Origin of the sequence: Frigoribacterium faeni, assembly GCF_007988805.1 — a bacterium.
GTDB classification, from domain to species: domain Bacteria; phylum Actinomycetota; class Actinomycetes; order Actinomycetales; family Microbacteriaceae; genus Frigoribacterium; species Frigoribacterium faeni.
In genome coordinates, this window is the sequence record NZ_BJUV01000006.1 from 118,744 (window position 1) to 134,312 (window position 15,569).

Here is a 15,569-nt window from a genome sequence, read left to right on the forward strand (position 1 = left end):
CTCGTGCGCGCGGCGGCGGCGGGGCACCAGGGGAGTGTCGTCGGCCCCCGGTACAGTCGTCCCGATGAACCGCCCTGTCACCGCCGTCTTCGCCGCCCTCGAAGCCCTGCTCGTCGTCGGCATCGGCGTGGGACTGCCGGTGGCGGTCATGAGCCTGCTCTGGGCGTTCCAGTACGGTCTGCAGCTCGACTGGGTGATCTTCTGGCGGGCCTCCGTCGACACCTGGCTCGCCGGGCACGGCGTCGACCTGACGCTGCAGCTGAGCGGCGCCGCAGCCGACGCCTCGGGCGTGGCCGGCGCCGACGCCCCCATCCACGTCACGATCGCGGCGCTCGGGTTCTCCGCCCTGACGGTGTTCCTCGGCATCCGCGCCGGCCGGGCCATCGCCGAGACGAAGCACCGGTCCATCGGGCTGCTGACCACCATCGCGACCTTCGCGCTGCTGTCCCTCGGGCTGGCCGCCACCGCGCAGCACGAGCTCGCGAGCCCCTCGCTCTGGCAGGCGGCCCTGCTGCCCACCCTCGTCTACGCCGTCCCCGTGATCGGCATGGCCGAGGTCACCCGGCGCCGTCGCGGCGAAGGCCCCGACCCCGTGTCGGCGTTCGGCACGCGAGCGATCACCCGGGTGCCGCAGACCGTCCGGATCGTCGCCGGCGGCGGCCTGCGGATCGGGCTCGCGACGGCGGCGATCGTCGTCGCCGGTGCGGCCGTCCTGGTCGCGCTGCTGCTCCTCACGCACTTCGCCCAGATCATCACGCTCTACGAAGGCGCCCACGGCGGCCTGCTCGGCGGCCTCGCCCTCACCCTCGGCCAGCTCGCCCTGCTGCCCAACATCGTCGTCTGGGCGGCGTCCTGGCTGGTCGGGCCGGGCTTCGCGCTCGGCACCGGGTCGGCCGTGTCGCCTCTGGGCACCACGGTGGGGCCGATGCCGGCCGTCCCGTTCCTCGGAGCGCTGCCGACCGCCGATCTGCCGTTCGCGTTCGTCGGGCTGCTCGTGCCCGTGGTCGCCGCCTTCGTCGTGACCACCCTGATGCGACCGCGCATCCAGTCGATGCTCGCCTCCACCGGGGCCGACGACGTGCTGCGCCGTGTGCTCGTCGGAGTCGGCGGCGGGCTCGCCGCCGGCATCGTCCTCGGCGCGGCGGCCTGGGCGTCGGCGGGATCGGCAGGGCCGGGTCGCCTCGTCGACGTCGGTCCCGACCCCTGGCTGGTCGGCGGGTTCGCCGCTCTCGAGGTCGCGGTGTCCGCCGTGCTCGCCCTGATCGTGACCCCGCCGCGGTTCGCGACGGGCGCCGGCGACCGGACCCGCGCCTCCTTCGGGGCCTCGGTCGTGACCAGGGCCCGTGAGGCGGCGGGTCGGTCCGGCGGGAGCGCCACGGCGGGCGACGACTCCGAGAAGGCGACGTCGACCTCGGGATCCAGCCCGCGGGCGCCCCGCGAGTTCGGCACCCCCCGCGTCGGCGAGAGCGCAGGAGGCGCGTCGTCCGTCGGCGACCGGGCCGCCTCGGCCGCACCCGGCGAGCACACGCCCGACCCCGACGCCACCGATCGGATCGACGGCGTCACCCGCTGATCCTCGGCCGTCCACAGACGCGCCCGCACGCGATCGGGTCGGCGGGGCGCCACGCTAGGCTTGCCGGGTGCTGAAGCTCGTGGTGCTCATCTCCGGCGGCGGATCGAACCTGCGATCGCTGCTCGAAGCGGCGCACGACGCCGAGTATCCGGCGCGGGTCGTCGCCGTGGGGGCCGACCGCGACGCCGACGGCTTCGAGCACGCCGACGCCTTCGGCATCCCGACGTTCTCCGTCCCGTTCTCGAGCTTCGCCGACCGTGAGGCCTGGGGCGACGAGCTGCTCGCGCAGGTGCAGCAGTGGCAGCCCGACCTGGTGGTGCTGAGCGGCTTCATGCGGCTCGTCCCGCCGCGCGTCGTCGAGGCGCTCGCGCCGAACCTGATCAACACCCACCCCGCCTACCTGCCCGAGTTCCCCGGGGCCCACGGCGTCCGCGACGCCCTCGCCGCCGGCGTCGACCGGACCGGGGCGTCCGTGATCGTCGTCGACAACGGCGTCGACAGCGGGCCCGTCCTGGCGCAGCGCCGGATCCCGGTGCTGCCGGGCGACGACGAGTCCTCGCTGCACGACCGCATCAAGATCGTCGAACGCGAGCTGCTGGTGCAGACCGTGCTCGACATCGCCAACGGAACGATCGACCTCGAACAGGAGCCCACCGCATGAGCGGCCACGCCATCGACCCCAGCCTCTACCGCCACCGCGACGCCGTGCCCGTCACCCGCGCACTGATCAGCGTCAGCGACAAGACCGGGCTGCTCGAGCTGGCCGACGCCCTGGCCGCTGCGGGCGTCGAGATCGTGTCGACCGGTTCGACCGCATCGACCATCCGCGACGCCGGGCACGCGGTCACCGACGTCAGCAGCGTGACCGGGTTCCCCGAGTCGCTCGACGGCCGGGTCAAGACCCTGCACCCCGCCGTCCACGCCGGCATCCTGGCCGATCTGCGCCTCGAGTCGCACGAGGCGCAGCTCGCCGAGCTCGACATCGCCGCCTTCGAGCTCGTCGTCGTCAACCTCTACCCCTTCGTCGAGACGGTCGCCTCGGGCGCCGACGCGCCGACCGTCATCGAGAACGTCGACATCGGCGGCCCGGCCATGGTGCGCGCCGCGGCGAAGAACCACGCCAACGTCGCCATCGTCGTCTCGCCCGCGAACTACCCCCAGGTCGTCGAGTCGCTGGGCCGGGGCGGCACGACGCTCGCCCAGCGTCAGCGCCTGGCCGGCGAGGCCTTCGCCCACACCGCCTCGTACGACACGGCGGTCGCGGCCTACTTCGCGGCCGAGGTGGGCGCACCGGTCGAGGGCGACGCGGCCGCCACGGCGACCGGCGCCTCCTCGGCGGGATCGGACGCCCAGGAGGCACGGGCCGGCTTCGACCCCGTGGTCACCCTCTCGGCCGAGCTGCAGCACACCCTCCGCTACGGCGAGAACGCCCACCAGGCCGCCGCGATCTACGCGACGCCTGGGGCTTCGGGCATCGCGCAGGCCGAGCAGCTGCACGGCAAGGAGATGTCGTACAACAACTACGTCGACGCCGACGCGGCCCTGCGTGCCGCGTACGACTTCGCCGAGCCCGCGGTCGCGATCATCAAGCACGCGAACCCGTGCGGCATCGCGGTCGCCTCGCCCGACGCGGTCGACGCGATCGCCGACGCGCACCGTCGCGCGCACGCCTGCGATCCCGTCTCGGCGTTCGGCGGAGTCATCGCGGCGAACCGCCCGGTGACCCGCGCCATGGCCGAGACGGTGAAGGACATCTTCACCGAGGTCGTCATCGCGCCGGCGTTCGAGCCCGAGGCCGTCGAGATCCTCAGCGCCAAGAAGAACATCCGTCTGCTGACCCTGCCGGCCGACTACGCCCGCGACGTCCGCGAGGTGAAGCAGATCTCGGGCGGTCTGCTGGTGCAGGACGCCGACGGGTTCGACGGCTTCTCGTCGTCGGGCTGGACCCTCGTCGCGGGCGACGAGGCGGACGCCGCCACGCGAGCCGACCTCGAGTTCGCGTGGAAGGCCTCGCGGGCCGTCAAGTCGAACGCGATCCTGCTCGCGTCGGGTGGGGCCTCGGTCGGCGTCGGCATGGGCCAGGTCAACCGCGTCGACTCCTGCCACCTCGCCGTCGACCGCGCGGGGGAGCGCGCCCGCGGGTCGGTCGCCGCGTCCGACGCGTTCTTCCCGTTCGCCGACGGACTCCAGGTGCTGCTCGACGCCGGGGTGACCGCCGTCGTGCAGCCGGGCGGGTCGATCCGCGACGACGAGGTCGTGGCCGCCGCCACGGCAGCGGGCGTGACGATGTACTTCACGGGCGAGCGGCACTTCTTCCACTGAGCGACGGCGGGCTGCGCTGCGCTGCGCTGGGCTGCGTCGCGTTCCGCACGCTACCTGACGCGTGAGGCCCACCGCACCGCGTTCCGAGCGCTGGACCGGGGCGCGTGCACCGCACCGCGTGCGCCGATCCGAACAGGACGGTCTTGCGGCGGACGTCGTTCCGCACCTATCCTGTAAGGCTGCTTGCAGCCGGCCCGAGAGGGTCGTCTCGATGACGACGACACGCAGGAGGACAGGATGACGACGACGACACCGACCACGACGGTGGCCCGCGACGCCCGCGATCTCGCCTCCCGCGCCTCCTCGGAGACACCGGCCGGCGACGCCTCGGCGTCCGTGGCGGACTGACGCCCCGCCCCGCTCGACGACCAGCCAGGTCGGCGACACGCGCCGACCCGACGCGGCCTCCACAGGCCGCCGACATCACGACACATTCCCCAGGGGACAGCTGCGCCTGCCGCGCCCTCTGACAGATCACGACACTTGGATCAGCCATGTCACGAACCACCACCACTCCCACGCCTCCCGACGACCAGGTGCGCAAGCCGTCGACCCTGCGCTCGCTCGCCCGTCTGTACCCCTACGCCAAGCCCGCGGTCCCGCGCATCGTGCTGGGCATGGTGGCCGCGCTGCTCGCGGCCGTCGTCGCCCTGCTGATCCCCGTCGTGCTCCAGCTGCTCGTCGACGGGCCGCTGTCGAGCGGCGACCGGGCCCAGATCTGGCCCGCCTTCGCCGTCGTCCTGGGTCTCGGCATCGTCGAGGCGGTCATGATCGCCGCCCGCCGCCGACTCGTGCTGACCCCGAGCACGTTCGTCGAGGCCTCGATGCGCAACTCGCTGTACGCCAAGCTGCAGGACCTCCCGGTGGCGTTCCACGACCGGTGGCAGAGCGGTCAGCTGCTCAGCCGCTCGGTCAGCGACCTCAGCCTGATCCGCCGCTGGCTCGCATTCGGAATCGTGCTGCTCGTCGTCAACCTGCTGACGATCGTCGTCGGCTTCGTCGTGCTCTTCTTCTACAGCTGGGTGCTCGGCCTCATCTTCGTGGTCGCGTCGATCCCCGTGTTCGTGGTCAGCCTCGCCTTCGAGAAGCGGTACTCGCTGGTCGCTCGTCGCAGCCAGGACCAGGTCGGCGATCTCGCGACCAGCGTCGAGGAGAGCGTGCACGGCATCCGCGTGCTGAAGGCGTTCGGGCGCGGCAAGCACTCGCTGCGCGAGTTCGCGAAGCAGGCCGAGGACCTGCGCGGCACCGAGATCGAGAAGGCCAGGGCCATCTCGAAGCTCTGGCTCTGGCTGCTGCTCGTGCCCGACGTCGCGTTCGCCCTGTGCCTGCTCGGCGGCATCTACCTCGCGGCCGACGGGCAGCTCACCGTCGGGCAGCTCTTCGCGTTCTTCGCGACCGCCACCGTGCTGCGCTGGCCGGTCGAGTCGATCGGGTTCCTGCTGTCGATGACCTTCGACACCCGCACCGCCGTCGACCGCTTCTTCGAGGTGACGGACAGCACGAACACCGTCACCGACCCCGAGGACCCGAAGACGATCACCGAACCGCACGGGCGGCTCGAGTTCCGGGGAGCGCACTTCCGCTACCAGGACTCGCCCGCGCAGTTCGCCGACCTCGTCAACGGGGTCGACCTCGTGCTCGAGCCGGGCGAGACGATGGCCCTCGTCGGCCTCACCGGCTCGGGCAAGACGACCCTGCTGGCGCTCGCGCCTCGGCTCTACGACGTCACGGGCGGGCAGGTGCTGCTCGACGGCGTCGACGTGCGCGACCTCACCCGGGAGGAGCTGCGCCGCCACATCGGGATGGCCTTCGAGGACGCCACGCTGTTCAGCGCCTCGGTGCGCGACAACGTGCTGCTCGGGCGGCCCGACCTCGCCGACGATCCGGTCGAGGCGGACCGCGTGATGCGCGAGGCGCTCGACATCGCCCAGTCCGACTTCGTCGACCGTCTGCCCGAGGGCGTCGACACCCGGGTCGGCGAAGAGGGGCTCAGCCTCTCGGGCGGACAGCGTCAGCGTCTCGCGCTCGCGCGCGCCATCGCGGCTCGGCCCGCCGTGCTCGTGCTCGACGATCCGCTGTCGGCGCTCGACGTCGACACCGAAGCCCGGGTCGAGGCGGGTCTGCGCCGGGTCCTCGCGTCGACCACCTCGCTGATCGTCGCGCACCGTCCGTCGACGGTCACCCTGGCCGACCGGGTGGCCCTGCTCGAGAACGGGGTCGTGACCGCCGTCGGCACGCACTCCGACCTGCTCGCCACGAACGAGCACTACCGCTACGTCATCTCGTCGCTCGACGACGACACCACCACCCGAGACGAGGTGCTCGCATGAGCGACCAGAGACCGGACGACCGCGACGACCGCGACCGCCACGACGTGCCCGACCACGACGGCGGACACGAGCCGCTCGACGGCCGGACCCCCGCCGAGAAGCGCGTCGGGCGCGGATCGACGACCGAGGGAGTCCGCGGCGAGGAGCGCGACGACTTCACCCGCGACGAGAGCAAGCGGCTGCGGGGTCGTTCGCTGCGCCTCCTCGGCTCGTTGGTGCACCCGCTGCGGTGGCGACTGGTCGTCATGGGCGTCATCGTCGTCATCAGCACGGGTGCGCAGGTCGCCGGCCCCGCCCTGATCGCCTTCGGCATCGACAGCGCGCTGCCGGCCCTGATGGACCGTCAGGACTGGGCCCCGGCCGTGCTCGTCGTCGCCGTCTACCTCGTGACCGGCGTGATCGGCGCCGTGCTCATGGCTCAGTACACGGTGCTGTCGGCGCGCATCAGCCAGGCGATCCTGATCGACCTGCGCAAGCGACTGTTCCTGCACACGCAGCGGCTCAGCCTCGAGTTCCACGAGACCTACACGTCGGGCCGCATCATCTCGCGCCAGACCAGCGATCTCGACTCGATCCGCGAGCTGCTCGACTCGGGCATCAACCAGCTCGTCTCGGGGCTCCTGTACATGGTGTTCACGGCGATCGCCCTCGTCGCGCTCGACCCGCAGAGCGGCCTCGTGCTCGCCGTGGCGCTCGTGCCGCTGGTCGCGCTGACCCGCTGGTTCCAGGTGCGCTCGCAGAAGCTGTTCCGGGCGACCCGCGTGACCAGCGCCCGGGTCATCGTGCACTTCGTCGAGACGATGACCGGCATGCGCGCGGTGCAGGCGTTCCGCAAGGAGGCGCGCAACGAGAAGGAGTACGGCGGCTACGTCGAGGACTACCGGCAGGCCAACTCGAAGGTGTTCACGCTGTTCGGCACGTTCGACCCCGGCCTGGTGCTGATCGGCAACGCCACGCTGGCGGCGGTCGTCCTGGTCGGCGGGTTCCGGGTGATCGACGGGTCGCTCGAGATCGGCGCCCTGCTCGCGGTCGCCCTCTACGCGAAGCGGTTCTTCGACCCCGCCGAGGAGATGGCGATGTTCTACAACGGCTACCAGTCGGCGTCGGCCGCGCTGGAGAAGATCTCGGGCGTGCTCGAGGAGCAGCCGAGCGTCCCGGACCCGACGGCGCCGGTCGACCTGTGGCATGCCACGGGGCGGGTCGAGTTCGACGACGTCGAGTTCGCGTACAACGCCGACACGGTGGTCCTGCCCGAGTTCGACCTGACGGTGCCGGCCGGGCAGACGATCGCGCTGGTCGGCTCGACCGGAGCGGGCAAGTCGACCCTGGCGAAGCTCATCTCGCGGTTCTACGACCCGACCAGGGGGCGCATCACCCTCGACGGGGTCGATCTGCGCGACCTGCACCCGAAGGACCTCCGTCGGGCGATCGTCATGGTCACCCAGGAGGCGTACCTGTTCTCGGGCTCCGTCGCGGACAACATCGCGCTCGGCAAGCCCGACGCGAGCCGCGACGACATCGAGCGGGCGGCCCGCGCGGTCGGCGCGCACGAGTTCATCATGGCTCTGCCCGACGGCTACGACACCGACGTGAACAAGCGGGGCGGCCGGGTGTCGGCGGGGCAGCGCCAGCTGCTGTCGTTCGCCCGGGCGTTCATCGCCGACCCGAGCGTGCTGATCCTCGACGAGGCGACGGCGTCACTCGACATCCCCTCGGAGCGCATGGTGCAGGAGGCGCTGCAGACCCTGCTCGCCGACCGCACCGCGCTGATCATCGCCCACCGGCTCTCGACGGTCGCCATCGCCGACCGGGTGCTGGTGATGGAGTACGGGCGCGTCGTCGAGGACGGCAGCCCCGACGACCTCATCTCGGGCACGGGCCGCTTCGCGCAGCTGCACGCGGCCTGGCGGGACTCGCTGGTCTGACGTGGAGGAGCGGGGACGGGCGGATCTGCCGGAGACGGCCGGCCACGGCGGACCGGATGCGGCGGACCCGCCCGTCGCGGGTGCGTCCTCCGCTAGCGTGTCACCGATGTCAGACACGACGACGTACCTGCAGGCCTACGACGAACAACTCCGCACCGACGCCGAGACGCCGAGCGCGGTCAGCGTGACGCGGCTCGGCCCCCTCCGACTCGTCACGTTCGCCGGCGGGCGCGGCTTCGTCACCTACCGCGACCTCGGCGGGGCCGACGCCGACGGCGTCCGCGACCTCGTGGCGGGAGCCGTCGCCCGCTTCCGGGCCGACGCGGAGATCACCCGGGTCGAGTGGAAGACGCGTGGGCACGACCACGCGCCCGGTCTGCACGACGCCCTCGTCGAGCACGGCTTCGAGCCGGACGAGCCCGAGTCGATCATGATCGGTCCCCTCTCCGCGCTCTGCGAGCTGGGCGAGACGCCCGACGGCGTCACGGTGCGCCGGGTCACGACCGAGAGCGACGTCCGGGCGATGAGCGCCATGGTCGACGAGGCGTTCGGCGAGGCCGTCGACGCCCGGATGGCCGACGCCCTCCTCTCACGCCTCGCGCGCGGCGACGGCATGGAGCTCTGGGTGGCCGAGGTCGACGGTCGCATGGTCAGCGGCGGCCGCCTCGAGCCCGTTCCCGGCACGGACTTCGTCGGCATCTGGGGCGGCGCCACCCTCGAGGCGTACCGGCACCGCGGCATCTACCGCGCCCTCACCGCCGCCCGGGCGAGGTCCGCCGTCGCCCTGGGCAAGACGCTGGTGCACAGCGACTCGACCGACGACTCCCGTCCGATCCTGGAACGCTCCGGCCTGATCGCGGTGTCGACGACCACGCCCTACAACTGGACCCGCTGACGCCCCTGCGCGTTTGGGCCGGGCGAACGGCCCGGCGTCGCGACCCGCGTCAGGCCGGCGCCGTCGCGTCCCGCGTCGGGCACGCGCCGTCGCGACCCGCGTCAGGCCGGCGCCGTCGCGACCCGCCAGGCGAACACGGCGCCGTCGTCGCCCGCCACGGCCGACCAGTCGCCGCAGACGACCCCCGACGTCGGCAGGTCGTCGGGCCACCACGCCGCGGCGAGGGGCGGTGTCGTGTCGATCGGGTCGGCGGGGGTGCAGCCGGGGACGTCGCCGAGGGAGGTCGGCGTCGTGAACGTGAGCACCGCCTCCTCGGGATGCTCGCGCTTGGCGACCGCGCGGATCGCGGTCGCGTCCGACGGCACCCACCCGGCCAGGACGAACGACCGGGTGCCCGCCTTCGGCGCGTCACCGTAGCGGTCGAACTCGTACGCCTTCTCGTCGGAGCCGAAGCCGGCGAGCGAGCAGGCCGCGAGGCCGAAGGAGAGGGTGGAGACGAGCGCGGCCGCGGCGACGAGGCGGGTGATCGAGGGCATGGTCCGAGCAAAGTGCGTCGACGCGCGCCGCGGATCGTCCTGCGGTGGCGTCCGTCTCATCCCGCAGGGTGATCATGGACGGCGAGCCGTCAAGGAGACCAGGATGCGCGCTCGAGATCGACCCGGAACGCACCCGCCCGGGACCACCGCAGCGGAGTGCCCTCGACCCGGTACATCTCGAGCGCGCGCTGCTCGTGGTCGCGAGGCGCGTGCCCCGATGCGCGGATCACCCGCCACCACGGGAGCTCGGATCCGGCGTAGGCCATGACCTGCCCCACGCCGCGTGACGCCCGCGAGCCGAGCGCGGCCGCCACCGACCCGTAGGTCATGACACGCCCGGCCGGGATCGACTCGACCACCGCGATCACCTGCGACACGAAGTCGGAGGGGTCGCCGGCAGCGGCGCTCACGCCCGCGTCGTCGGGCTCGCTCACGCCCGCGCCGCCGGGCTCGCTCACGCCCGCGCCGCCTGGCTCGGCCGCGCCCGCGTCGCCCGCGGTCACGCCCGCGCGAGCCCCTGCTCGTCGGCTGCCGCGTTGGACGACTCGAGGGTCAGCCCGGCGAAGTGCTCGCCGTAGGGGGTGTCGCCGATCACCTGGAAGCCGATGTGGGCGAAGAACTCCTCCGGCCCGTCGTCGCCGGGTTCGTACATGACCGTGAGGCGGTCGAAGCCGCGGCTTCGTGCCTCCTCGGCGAGGGCGTGGACGGCGAACCGGCCGATGCCGCGCCCCTGGGAGTCCGCGGCGACGTTCATGCGCCAGATGCAGCTGCGCAGCGCCTCGTCGTCGCTCGACGCGTCGAAGTTGCCCATGATGAATCCGACGACCGTGCCCTCGGCGTCGACGACGACGCGGGGCCAGGCGGTGGTGGGGTTGACGTACGCCTCGGCGATCGAGTGCGACACCGGGGCGACGTACTGCTCCTGACCGGGTTTCAGCGTCAGGTTGTTGGCCGCGACGACCGTGGCGGCGGACAGTTCTTCGAGGCGCAGTTCGGACATGCACACAGGGTAACGGCGCGCCCCCGAGGGCACCACCGTCGCGCAGATGAACACTCCCTGCGGGTCGCCCGGGCGCAGCGGGCGGGGCCGGTCGGGGCGCGACGCACCGCACCAGGAGATGGGCACGGCACCAGGCCTTCTCCTGGCGCTGTGCCCATCACCTGGTGTTCTGGGCGGGGAGCCCTCCGACACGTGTCCGGGCCGGCGGGTGTTGGCTTGGTCTCCGAGACGAGGAGGCGCCGTGAAGGTTCTGCTGCTGGGTGCGACCGGAGGGGTCGGCTCGCATCTGCTCCGGGCGGCGCTCGCCGCCGGCCACGAGGTGAGGGTCCTCGTGCGCGACGCGACGGCGCTCGACGTGACCGAGGGCGTCGACATCGTGATCGGCGACGCGACCACCGTGTCGCATGTCGCCGAGGCGGTCCGCGGTCAGGAGGCGGTGCTGAACGCGATCGGGTCGCGCAACCTCCGCTCTCCCATCGAGGTCGACGTGGGGCGGGTGCTCCTGTCGGCGATGACGGCGGCCGGGGTGGGGCGGCTGATCGTGTGCTCGGCGTTCGGCGTCGGCGACAGCGAGCGGGACGCCGGGGTCCTGCAGAGGATGTTCTTCCACACCGTGCTGGGCAGGGTCTACGCGGCGAAGGAGATCGCGGACGCCGAGGTGCGAGGCAGCGACCTCGACTGGACGCTCGTCTACCCGACCCGCCTCACCGACGACGCCGCCACGGGGCAGCTGGCCGTGGGCGAGCGCCTGCCGGAGGGCGCGGGCGTCCACGTCGCGCGCTCCGACGTGGCGCGGTTCATGCTGGCTCAGCTGGGCGCCGACACGTGGTCGCGGCAGACCGTCGTGGTGACGGGCGCGGTCGGCTGACACCGCGCCTCCCGGGCGCGTCGTCCGCTCGCGTCCGCTCTCTCGCTTCCGGCGCCGGATCGAGTGGTCGGAAGATGCTCTTCAGCGGTCGGCGAAGAGCGATTTCCGACCACTCGATCGCGGTAGGCGTCCGGGGTCAGGCGGTCGAGCCCGACTCGGCCTCGGGGGTGGCGCTCGGCGTCGGGGGCGTCGGCGCGTCGGTGGGCGGCGTCGGGCGGTCGGAGTCGTCGCCGTCGCCCGCTTCGCCCTCGGCGTCGTGCTCGGGTCCGCCGCGCTCGCCGGGTCCGTGTCCGGCGGGGCCGCCCTTCGGTCCGTCGGCCGGTCCGCCGTCGGCCGGTCCGCCGTCCGCCGGGCCGCCCTCGGGCAGCGCCTGGCCGTCGGGGAGCGCGGGCGCCTCGGGCAGCGCCTGGCCGTCGGGTCCCGTCGCGTCGCCGTCCGACTCGTCGCCCGCCGCGGGAGGCGTCGGCACGCCGCTGGGGCCGTCGGTCGCGCCCTCGCCCGCGTCCGATCCGCGACCATCCGGTCCCTGCCGGCCGACGTCGCCGCGACCCGACCCGTCGTCCGCGGCGGAGTCGGAGCTCGAGGAGGCGCTGGTCCCGTTCCCGGCGTTGGACACGGCCACCGCGGTGCTCGTGCCGACCAGGGCGAGACCGGCGGCGGCGATCCCGATCCCCATCAGCAGCCGCTTCGAGGGGCGACGACGTCGCGAGGACGACGGACCGTACGCATCCGACGGACCCGACGGACCCGACGCGTCCGACGCCGCGGAGCGCGCGGCGCCCGCTCCCGCCGCGCCCTCGGCCGCGAAGATCGAGGTCCCGTCGGCGGGCAGCTCGCGGGTCCGGTCGTCGCTCCCGGCGGCGATCGGAGTCGTGGCCGCCCTAGCGCCGCCCGGTGCGGCGGGCGGGAGCTCGGTGGTGGCGCGGGCGTCCTCGTCCTCGCGGCGCAGGCGCTCGGTCCAGGCGTCGTCCTGCTCGGGGGTGGGCTCGCGGCCGGAGTCGTCGCCGGGTGATCCCGGGGTGATGTCTTTCGCCATGGGTGTCTCCAGGTGTGGGTGCCGGGCGAGCCCCTCGACGGGCGGCTCGCGGTCGGGACGTTCCCGCCGGCTCGCACCACTCTCGGAAGCGAATCTGAAGCGGCGCTTAAGCCCGGAACGACGAGGTCCGACGCGGGCCGACCGCGGCCGGCCGGCTCAGCCGAACGTCGTGAGCCCGGGCTGCCAGTCCGGAGTGACGATCGTCGCGTGCCAGTCCGCGCCGACCGGGCCCGTCGCCTCGATGGTCGCACCACCCTGACCGATCGTCACCGGAAGGCGGACCGTGGCCCCGCACGGGATGTCCGTCTCGCCGTAGATCTCCTCGGGCTCGCCGTCCGACCCGAGACGCTCGACGGTCAGACGGACGACGTCGGCGTTCCGGCAGACGCCGAGGACGTCGTACTCGCCTCCGCGGACCGAGGCCAGCGTGACCCGGGCGACACCATCCTGATCGTCCGAGCCGTCGTCCGAGCCGTCGTCCGAACCGACGCCCGCGGTCAGGCTGCCGTCGGCCCCGCCCTGCCCCGCGGGATCGGTGAGGACCTGCGACATGCGGCTCGACCACCCGTCGTCGACCGCCGGAGCCGGCTCCGGCGCCGGCTCCGGCGCGGAGCATCCGGCGAGCAGGAGGACGGCGAGCGTCGAGGAGAGGAGAGCGGCGTGGCCCGCGAGTCTGTGCACGGCCTCATCATCCCGCACCGGTCGACGGGTTCCGCGTATCGGCGGCGGACGATCCGCGCTCGTCGGCCGGACGGCCCCCGCCCGAACCGCCCCGCCCGAACCGCCCCGCCCCGCCCGAACCAACGCCCCGCCGCCCCGCCGCCCCGCGGACCCACACCCGCTCCCCACCGCATCCATAGGCTCCTTCCACCCCCGCGCCCTACCGTGCGGAGAATGCCGAGCCCCGCCCGCGTCCTCGTGATCGACGACGACGACACCATCCGCACCGCCGTCGTCACCGCGCTGGGCGCCGAGGGCTTCGCCGTGCACGGCCTGCCCGACGGCGCCGACCTCGTCGACACGCTGCGCTCGTTCGTCCCCGACCTCGTCGTCCTCGACTGGATGCTGCCCGGCGCCTCCGGGATCCGCCTCGCCGGGGTGATCCGCACCTCCTCGGACACCGGCGTCGTCATGCTGACCGCGCGCGACGAGGTCGACGACCGCCTGCGCGGCTTCTCCGAGGGCGTCGACGACTACGTCGTCAAGCCGTTCGCCGTCGCCGAGCTGATCGCCCGGGTCACCGCCGTGCTCCGACGCCGCGGCCGCATCCCCTCGGTGATCGAGGTGGGCGACCTCGTCGTCGACCCCGAGGCCGCCCGCATCACCCGCGCCGGGGTCCCCCTCGACCTCACCGCCACCGAGTTCCGGCTGCTCGGCTTCCTCGCCGAGAGCCGCGGCCGCACCGTCTCGAAGACCCAGATCCTCACCCAGGTCTGGGGTTACGACGACTACGACCCCAACCTCGTCGAGGTGCACCTCAGCGCCCTCCGCCGCAAGATGGAGCGCAGCGGCCCGCGCCTGATCCACACCGTCCGCGGCCTCGGCTACCGGATGAGCGCCTGATGCGCCTCCGTCGTCCGCCCACCCTGTCGACGGGCGCCCGGCCGCACCCCGAGCACGGCACGAGCCCGGGAGGCGCGGCGCCGGCCCCCGACACCGGCTCGCGCCGTCTGCGCACCGGCTCGCTGCGCGTCCGCACCGTCGTCGCCGTGCTCGTGCTGCTCGCCGTGCTGCTCGGGGCGCTCGCCGTGACCGTCGAGCTGACCCTCGGCCAGCGGCTGCGCGCCCAGGTCGTCGACCGGCTGACCGACCGGGCCGCCGCGGCGGCCGCCCTGGTCGGCACGGTCGACGACGACGAGCTGGCCTCGCGCCTGTCGGCCCAGGGGCTGTCGGTCGTCATCCGCGACGCGGACGGCGACGCGATCGTGGCCGGCCCGAGCCCGGAGCAGCTGCGCGAGGGCCCGCCCTCCCTCGACGACGGCGGGCCCGGACGCGGCGGGCCGGGCGACACGACCGGCACCGGCCGAGGAGGCGCGGGTGCCGACGGCGACGCCGCGGCCGTCCCCGGAGCAGGGACGACCGACGAGGGCGCCGGAACCGGGACCGACGCGACCGGCTCGTCGACCGGGGCCGACGCCGGGAACGGCGCCGGCGCCTCCTCGTCCGACGCCGTCACCGTGACGTCGACCGAGGTGCGCTCCGACGACGAGGTGACCACGCTCGTCTCGCGGCTGAGCGACGGGTCGACCATCATGCTGACCACCGACTCGCGCTCGGTCGGCGAGACCCTGACGCAGCTGCGCTGGGTCATGATCGGCGCCTCGGCGGCGTTCCTCGCCATCGCCGCGATCGGCCTCGCCCTGGTGGTCCGGGCGACGCTGCGGCCCCTCGACGACATGACGGGCGTGGCCCGGTCGATCGCGTCGGGCGACCGCGGTCGGCGGCTGCGCCCGGCCCGGCGCGACACCGAGATCGGCCGCGTCGCGGTCGCCTTCGACGAGATGCTCGACGGGGTGGAGGGCGCCGAGCGCGCGGCCCTCGACGCCGAGACCCGGGTCCGCGCCTTCGTGTCGGACGCCGCGCACGAGCTCCGCACGCCCGTCGCCGGCATGCGGGCCGCGGCCGACACCCTCGTGCGGTCGCCGGGCACCGACGACCAGCGGGAGCGGCTCGCGACGCACGTGGTGCGCGAGGCCGAGCGCGCCTCGCGCCTGATCGACGACATGCTGCTGATGGCCCGGGTCGATCAGGGCATCACGCTCGACGTCGGCTCGGTGGATCTGGGTGCGGCGCTGCTCGCGGACGTCGAGCGGCAGCGTCTGCGCCGTCCGTCGCTCGACCTGCGCGCCGTGCTGCCCGACGGACCGGTCGTGGTCGCGGCGGACGCCGGGCGCGTCTCGCAGATCGTCGGCAACCTGGTCGACAACGCCGCCCGTGCGACGGGCGGCACCGGGCGCGTCACGCTGTGGCTGGACGCCTCCGACGGCGACGAGGTGGCGGTGCTGGTGTCCGACGACGGCCCCGGGGTGCCCGCCGCCGATCGCGAGCGCGTCTTCGACCGGCTGGTGCGGCTCGACGGCGCCC

Annotated in this window: 14 protein-coding genes; 9 read left to right on the forward strand and 5 right to left on the reverse strand. The window is 73.7% G+C overall.

Annotated elements, in window-relative coordinates:
* The first annotated feature begins 64 nt into the window (after positions 1–64).
* From FFA01_RS04670 to FFA01_RS04695, 6 genes are all read left to right on the forward strand, one after another.
* Positions 65–1,573, forward strand: a complete 1,509-nt coding sequence (locus FFA01_RS04670) for a cell division protein PerM (RefSeq protein WP_146853456.1) — start codon at positions 65–67, stop codon at positions 1,571–1,573.
* A 67-nt stretch (positions 1,574–1,640) separates the two neighbouring features.
* Positions 1,641–2,234, forward strand: coding sequence for a phosphoribosylglycinamide formyltransferase (gene purN / locus FFA01_RS04675; protein WP_146853458.1), 594 nt, complete (start codon positions 1,641–1,643; stop codon positions 2,232–2,234).
* The gene (gene purH / locus FFA01_RS04680) at positions 2,231–3,895 is read left to right on the forward strand and encodes a bifunctional phosphoribosylaminoimidazolecarboxamide formyltransferase/IMP cyclohydrolase (protein WP_146853460.1); all 1,665 of its coding nucleotides are present in this window, start codon (positions 2,231–2,233) and stop codon (positions 3,893–3,895) included. The genes purN and purH overlap by 4 nt, the downstream gene beginning before the upstream one ends.
* Positions 3,896–4,389: 494 nt before the next feature.
* Positions 4,390–6,225 (forward strand): ABC transporter ATP-binding protein, encoded by a 1,836-nt coding sequence (locus FFA01_RS04685; RefSeq protein WP_146853462.1) that lies wholly within the window; start codon positions 4,390–4,392, stop codon positions 6,223–6,225.
* A complete protein-coding gene (locus FFA01_RS04690; protein ID WP_146853464.1) occupies positions 6,222–8,150 on the forward strand; it encodes an ABC transporter ATP-binding protein in 1,929 nt (642 codons plus the stop codon). Before FFA01_RS04685 ends, FFA01_RS04690 begins: the two co-directional genes overlap by 4 nt.
* A 106-nt stretch (positions 8,151–8,256) precedes the next feature.
* Entirely contained in the window at positions 8,257–9,045 is a 789-nt protein-coding gene (locus FFA01_RS04695; protein WP_146853467.1) for a GNAT family N-acetyltransferase, read from the forward strand.
* Positions 9,046–9,146: 101 nt separating this feature from the next.
* On the opposite strand, the gene FFA01_RS04700 is transcribed toward FFA01_RS04695, so the two are convergent.
* The 3 genes from FFA01_RS04700 to FFA01_RS04710 all read right to left on the reverse strand — a co-directional run bounded on the left by FFA01_RS04700 (position 9,147) and on the right by FFA01_RS04710 (position 10,581).
* Positions 9,147–9,581, reverse strand: coding sequence for a hypothetical protein (locus FFA01_RS04700; RefSeq protein ID WP_146853469.1), 435 nt, complete (start codon positions 9,579–9,581; stop codon positions 9,147–9,149).
* Between the two features lie 89 nt (positions 9,582–9,670).
* On the reverse strand, positions 9,671–10,039 hold the full coding sequence (locus tag FFA01_RS04705) for an MGMT family protein (protein WP_244289692.1): 369 nt from the start codon (positions 10,037–10,039) through the stop codon (positions 9,671–9,673).
* Positions 10,040–10,080: 41 nt separating this feature from the next.
* Positions 10,081–10,581 carry a GNAT family N-acetyltransferase gene (locus tag FFA01_RS04710; RefSeq protein ID WP_146853471.1) on the reverse strand — a complete coding sequence of 167 codons (501 nt, stop codon included), beginning with the start codon at positions 10,579–10,581 and terminating at the stop codon, positions 10,081–10,083.
* A 241-nt stretch (positions 10,582–10,822) separates the two neighbouring features.
* Between FFA01_RS04710 and FFA01_RS04715 the strand changes: the two genes are divergently transcribed.
* On the forward strand, positions 10,823–11,449 hold the full coding sequence (locus FFA01_RS04715) for an NAD(P)-dependent oxidoreductase (RefSeq protein WP_167627284.1): 627 nt from the start codon (positions 10,823–10,825) through the stop codon (positions 11,447–11,449).
* 136 nt (positions 11,450–11,585) lie between these two features.
* Here FFA01_RS04715 and FFA01_RS04720 read toward each other — a convergent pair whose 3' ends face one another.
* Positions 11,586–12,485, reverse strand: coding sequence for a hypothetical protein (locus tag FFA01_RS04720; RefSeq protein WP_146853475.1), 900 nt, complete (start codon positions 12,483–12,485; stop codon positions 11,586–11,588).
* 156 nt (positions 12,486–12,641) lie between these two features.
* Complete coding sequence (locus FFA01_RS04725; protein ID WP_146853477.1) at positions 12,642–13,166, reverse strand: hypothetical protein; 525 nt, start codon at positions 13,164–13,166, stop codon at positions 12,642–12,644.
* A 213-nt stretch (positions 13,167–13,379) separates the two neighbouring features.
* Here FFA01_RS04725 and FFA01_RS04730 point away from each other — a divergent pair, with 213 nt between their 5' ends.
* Both FFA01_RS04730 and FFA01_RS04735 read left to right on the forward strand, forming a co-directional pair.
* Positions 13,380–14,048, forward strand: a complete 669-nt coding sequence (locus FFA01_RS04730) for a response regulator transcription factor (protein ID WP_146853479.1) — start codon at positions 13,380–13,382, stop codon at positions 14,046–14,048.
* Positions 14,048–15,569, forward strand: a 1,522-nt coding sequence (locus tag FFA01_RS04735) for a sensor histidine kinase (RefSeq protein ID WP_146853481.1), incomplete at its 3' end; no start/stop codon positions are given. The genes FFA01_RS04730 and FFA01_RS04735, both read left to right, overlap by 1 nt.

Coding starts and splice junctions, on each gene's coding strand:
- FFA01_RS04670 (WP_146853456.1), top strand. CDS start 65: ATGAACCGCCCTGTCACCGCCGTCTTCGCCGCCCTCGAAGCCCTGCTC.
- purH (WP_146853460.1), top strand. CDS start 2,231: ATGAGCGGCCACGCCATCGACCCCAGCCTCTACCGCCACCGCGACGCC.
- FFA01_RS04685 (WP_146853462.1), top strand. CDS start 4,390: ATGTCACGAACCACCACCACTCCCACGCCTCCCGACGACCAGGTGCGC.
- FFA01_RS04690 (WP_146853464.1), top strand. CDS start 6,222: ATGAGCGACCAGAGACCGGACGACCGCGACGACCGCGACCGCCACGAC.
- FFA01_RS04695 (WP_146853467.1), top strand. CDS start 8,257: ATGTCAGACACGACGACGTACCTGCAGGCCTACGACGAACAACTCCGC.
- FFA01_RS04700 (WP_146853469.1), bottom strand. CDS start 9,581: ATGCCCTCGATCACCCGCCTCGTCGCCGCGGCCGCGCTCGTCTCCACC.
- FFA01_RS04710 (WP_146853471.1), bottom strand. CDS start 10,581: ATGTCCGAACTGCGCCTCGAAGAACTGTCCGCCGCCACGGTCGTCGCG.
- FFA01_RS04720 (WP_146853475.1), bottom strand. CDS start 12,485: ATGGCGAAAGACATCACCCCGGGATCACCCGGCGACGACTCCGGCCGC.
- FFA01_RS04730 (WP_146853479.1), top strand. CDS start 13,380: ATGCCGAGCCCCGCCCGCGTCCTCGTGATCGACGACGACGACACCATC.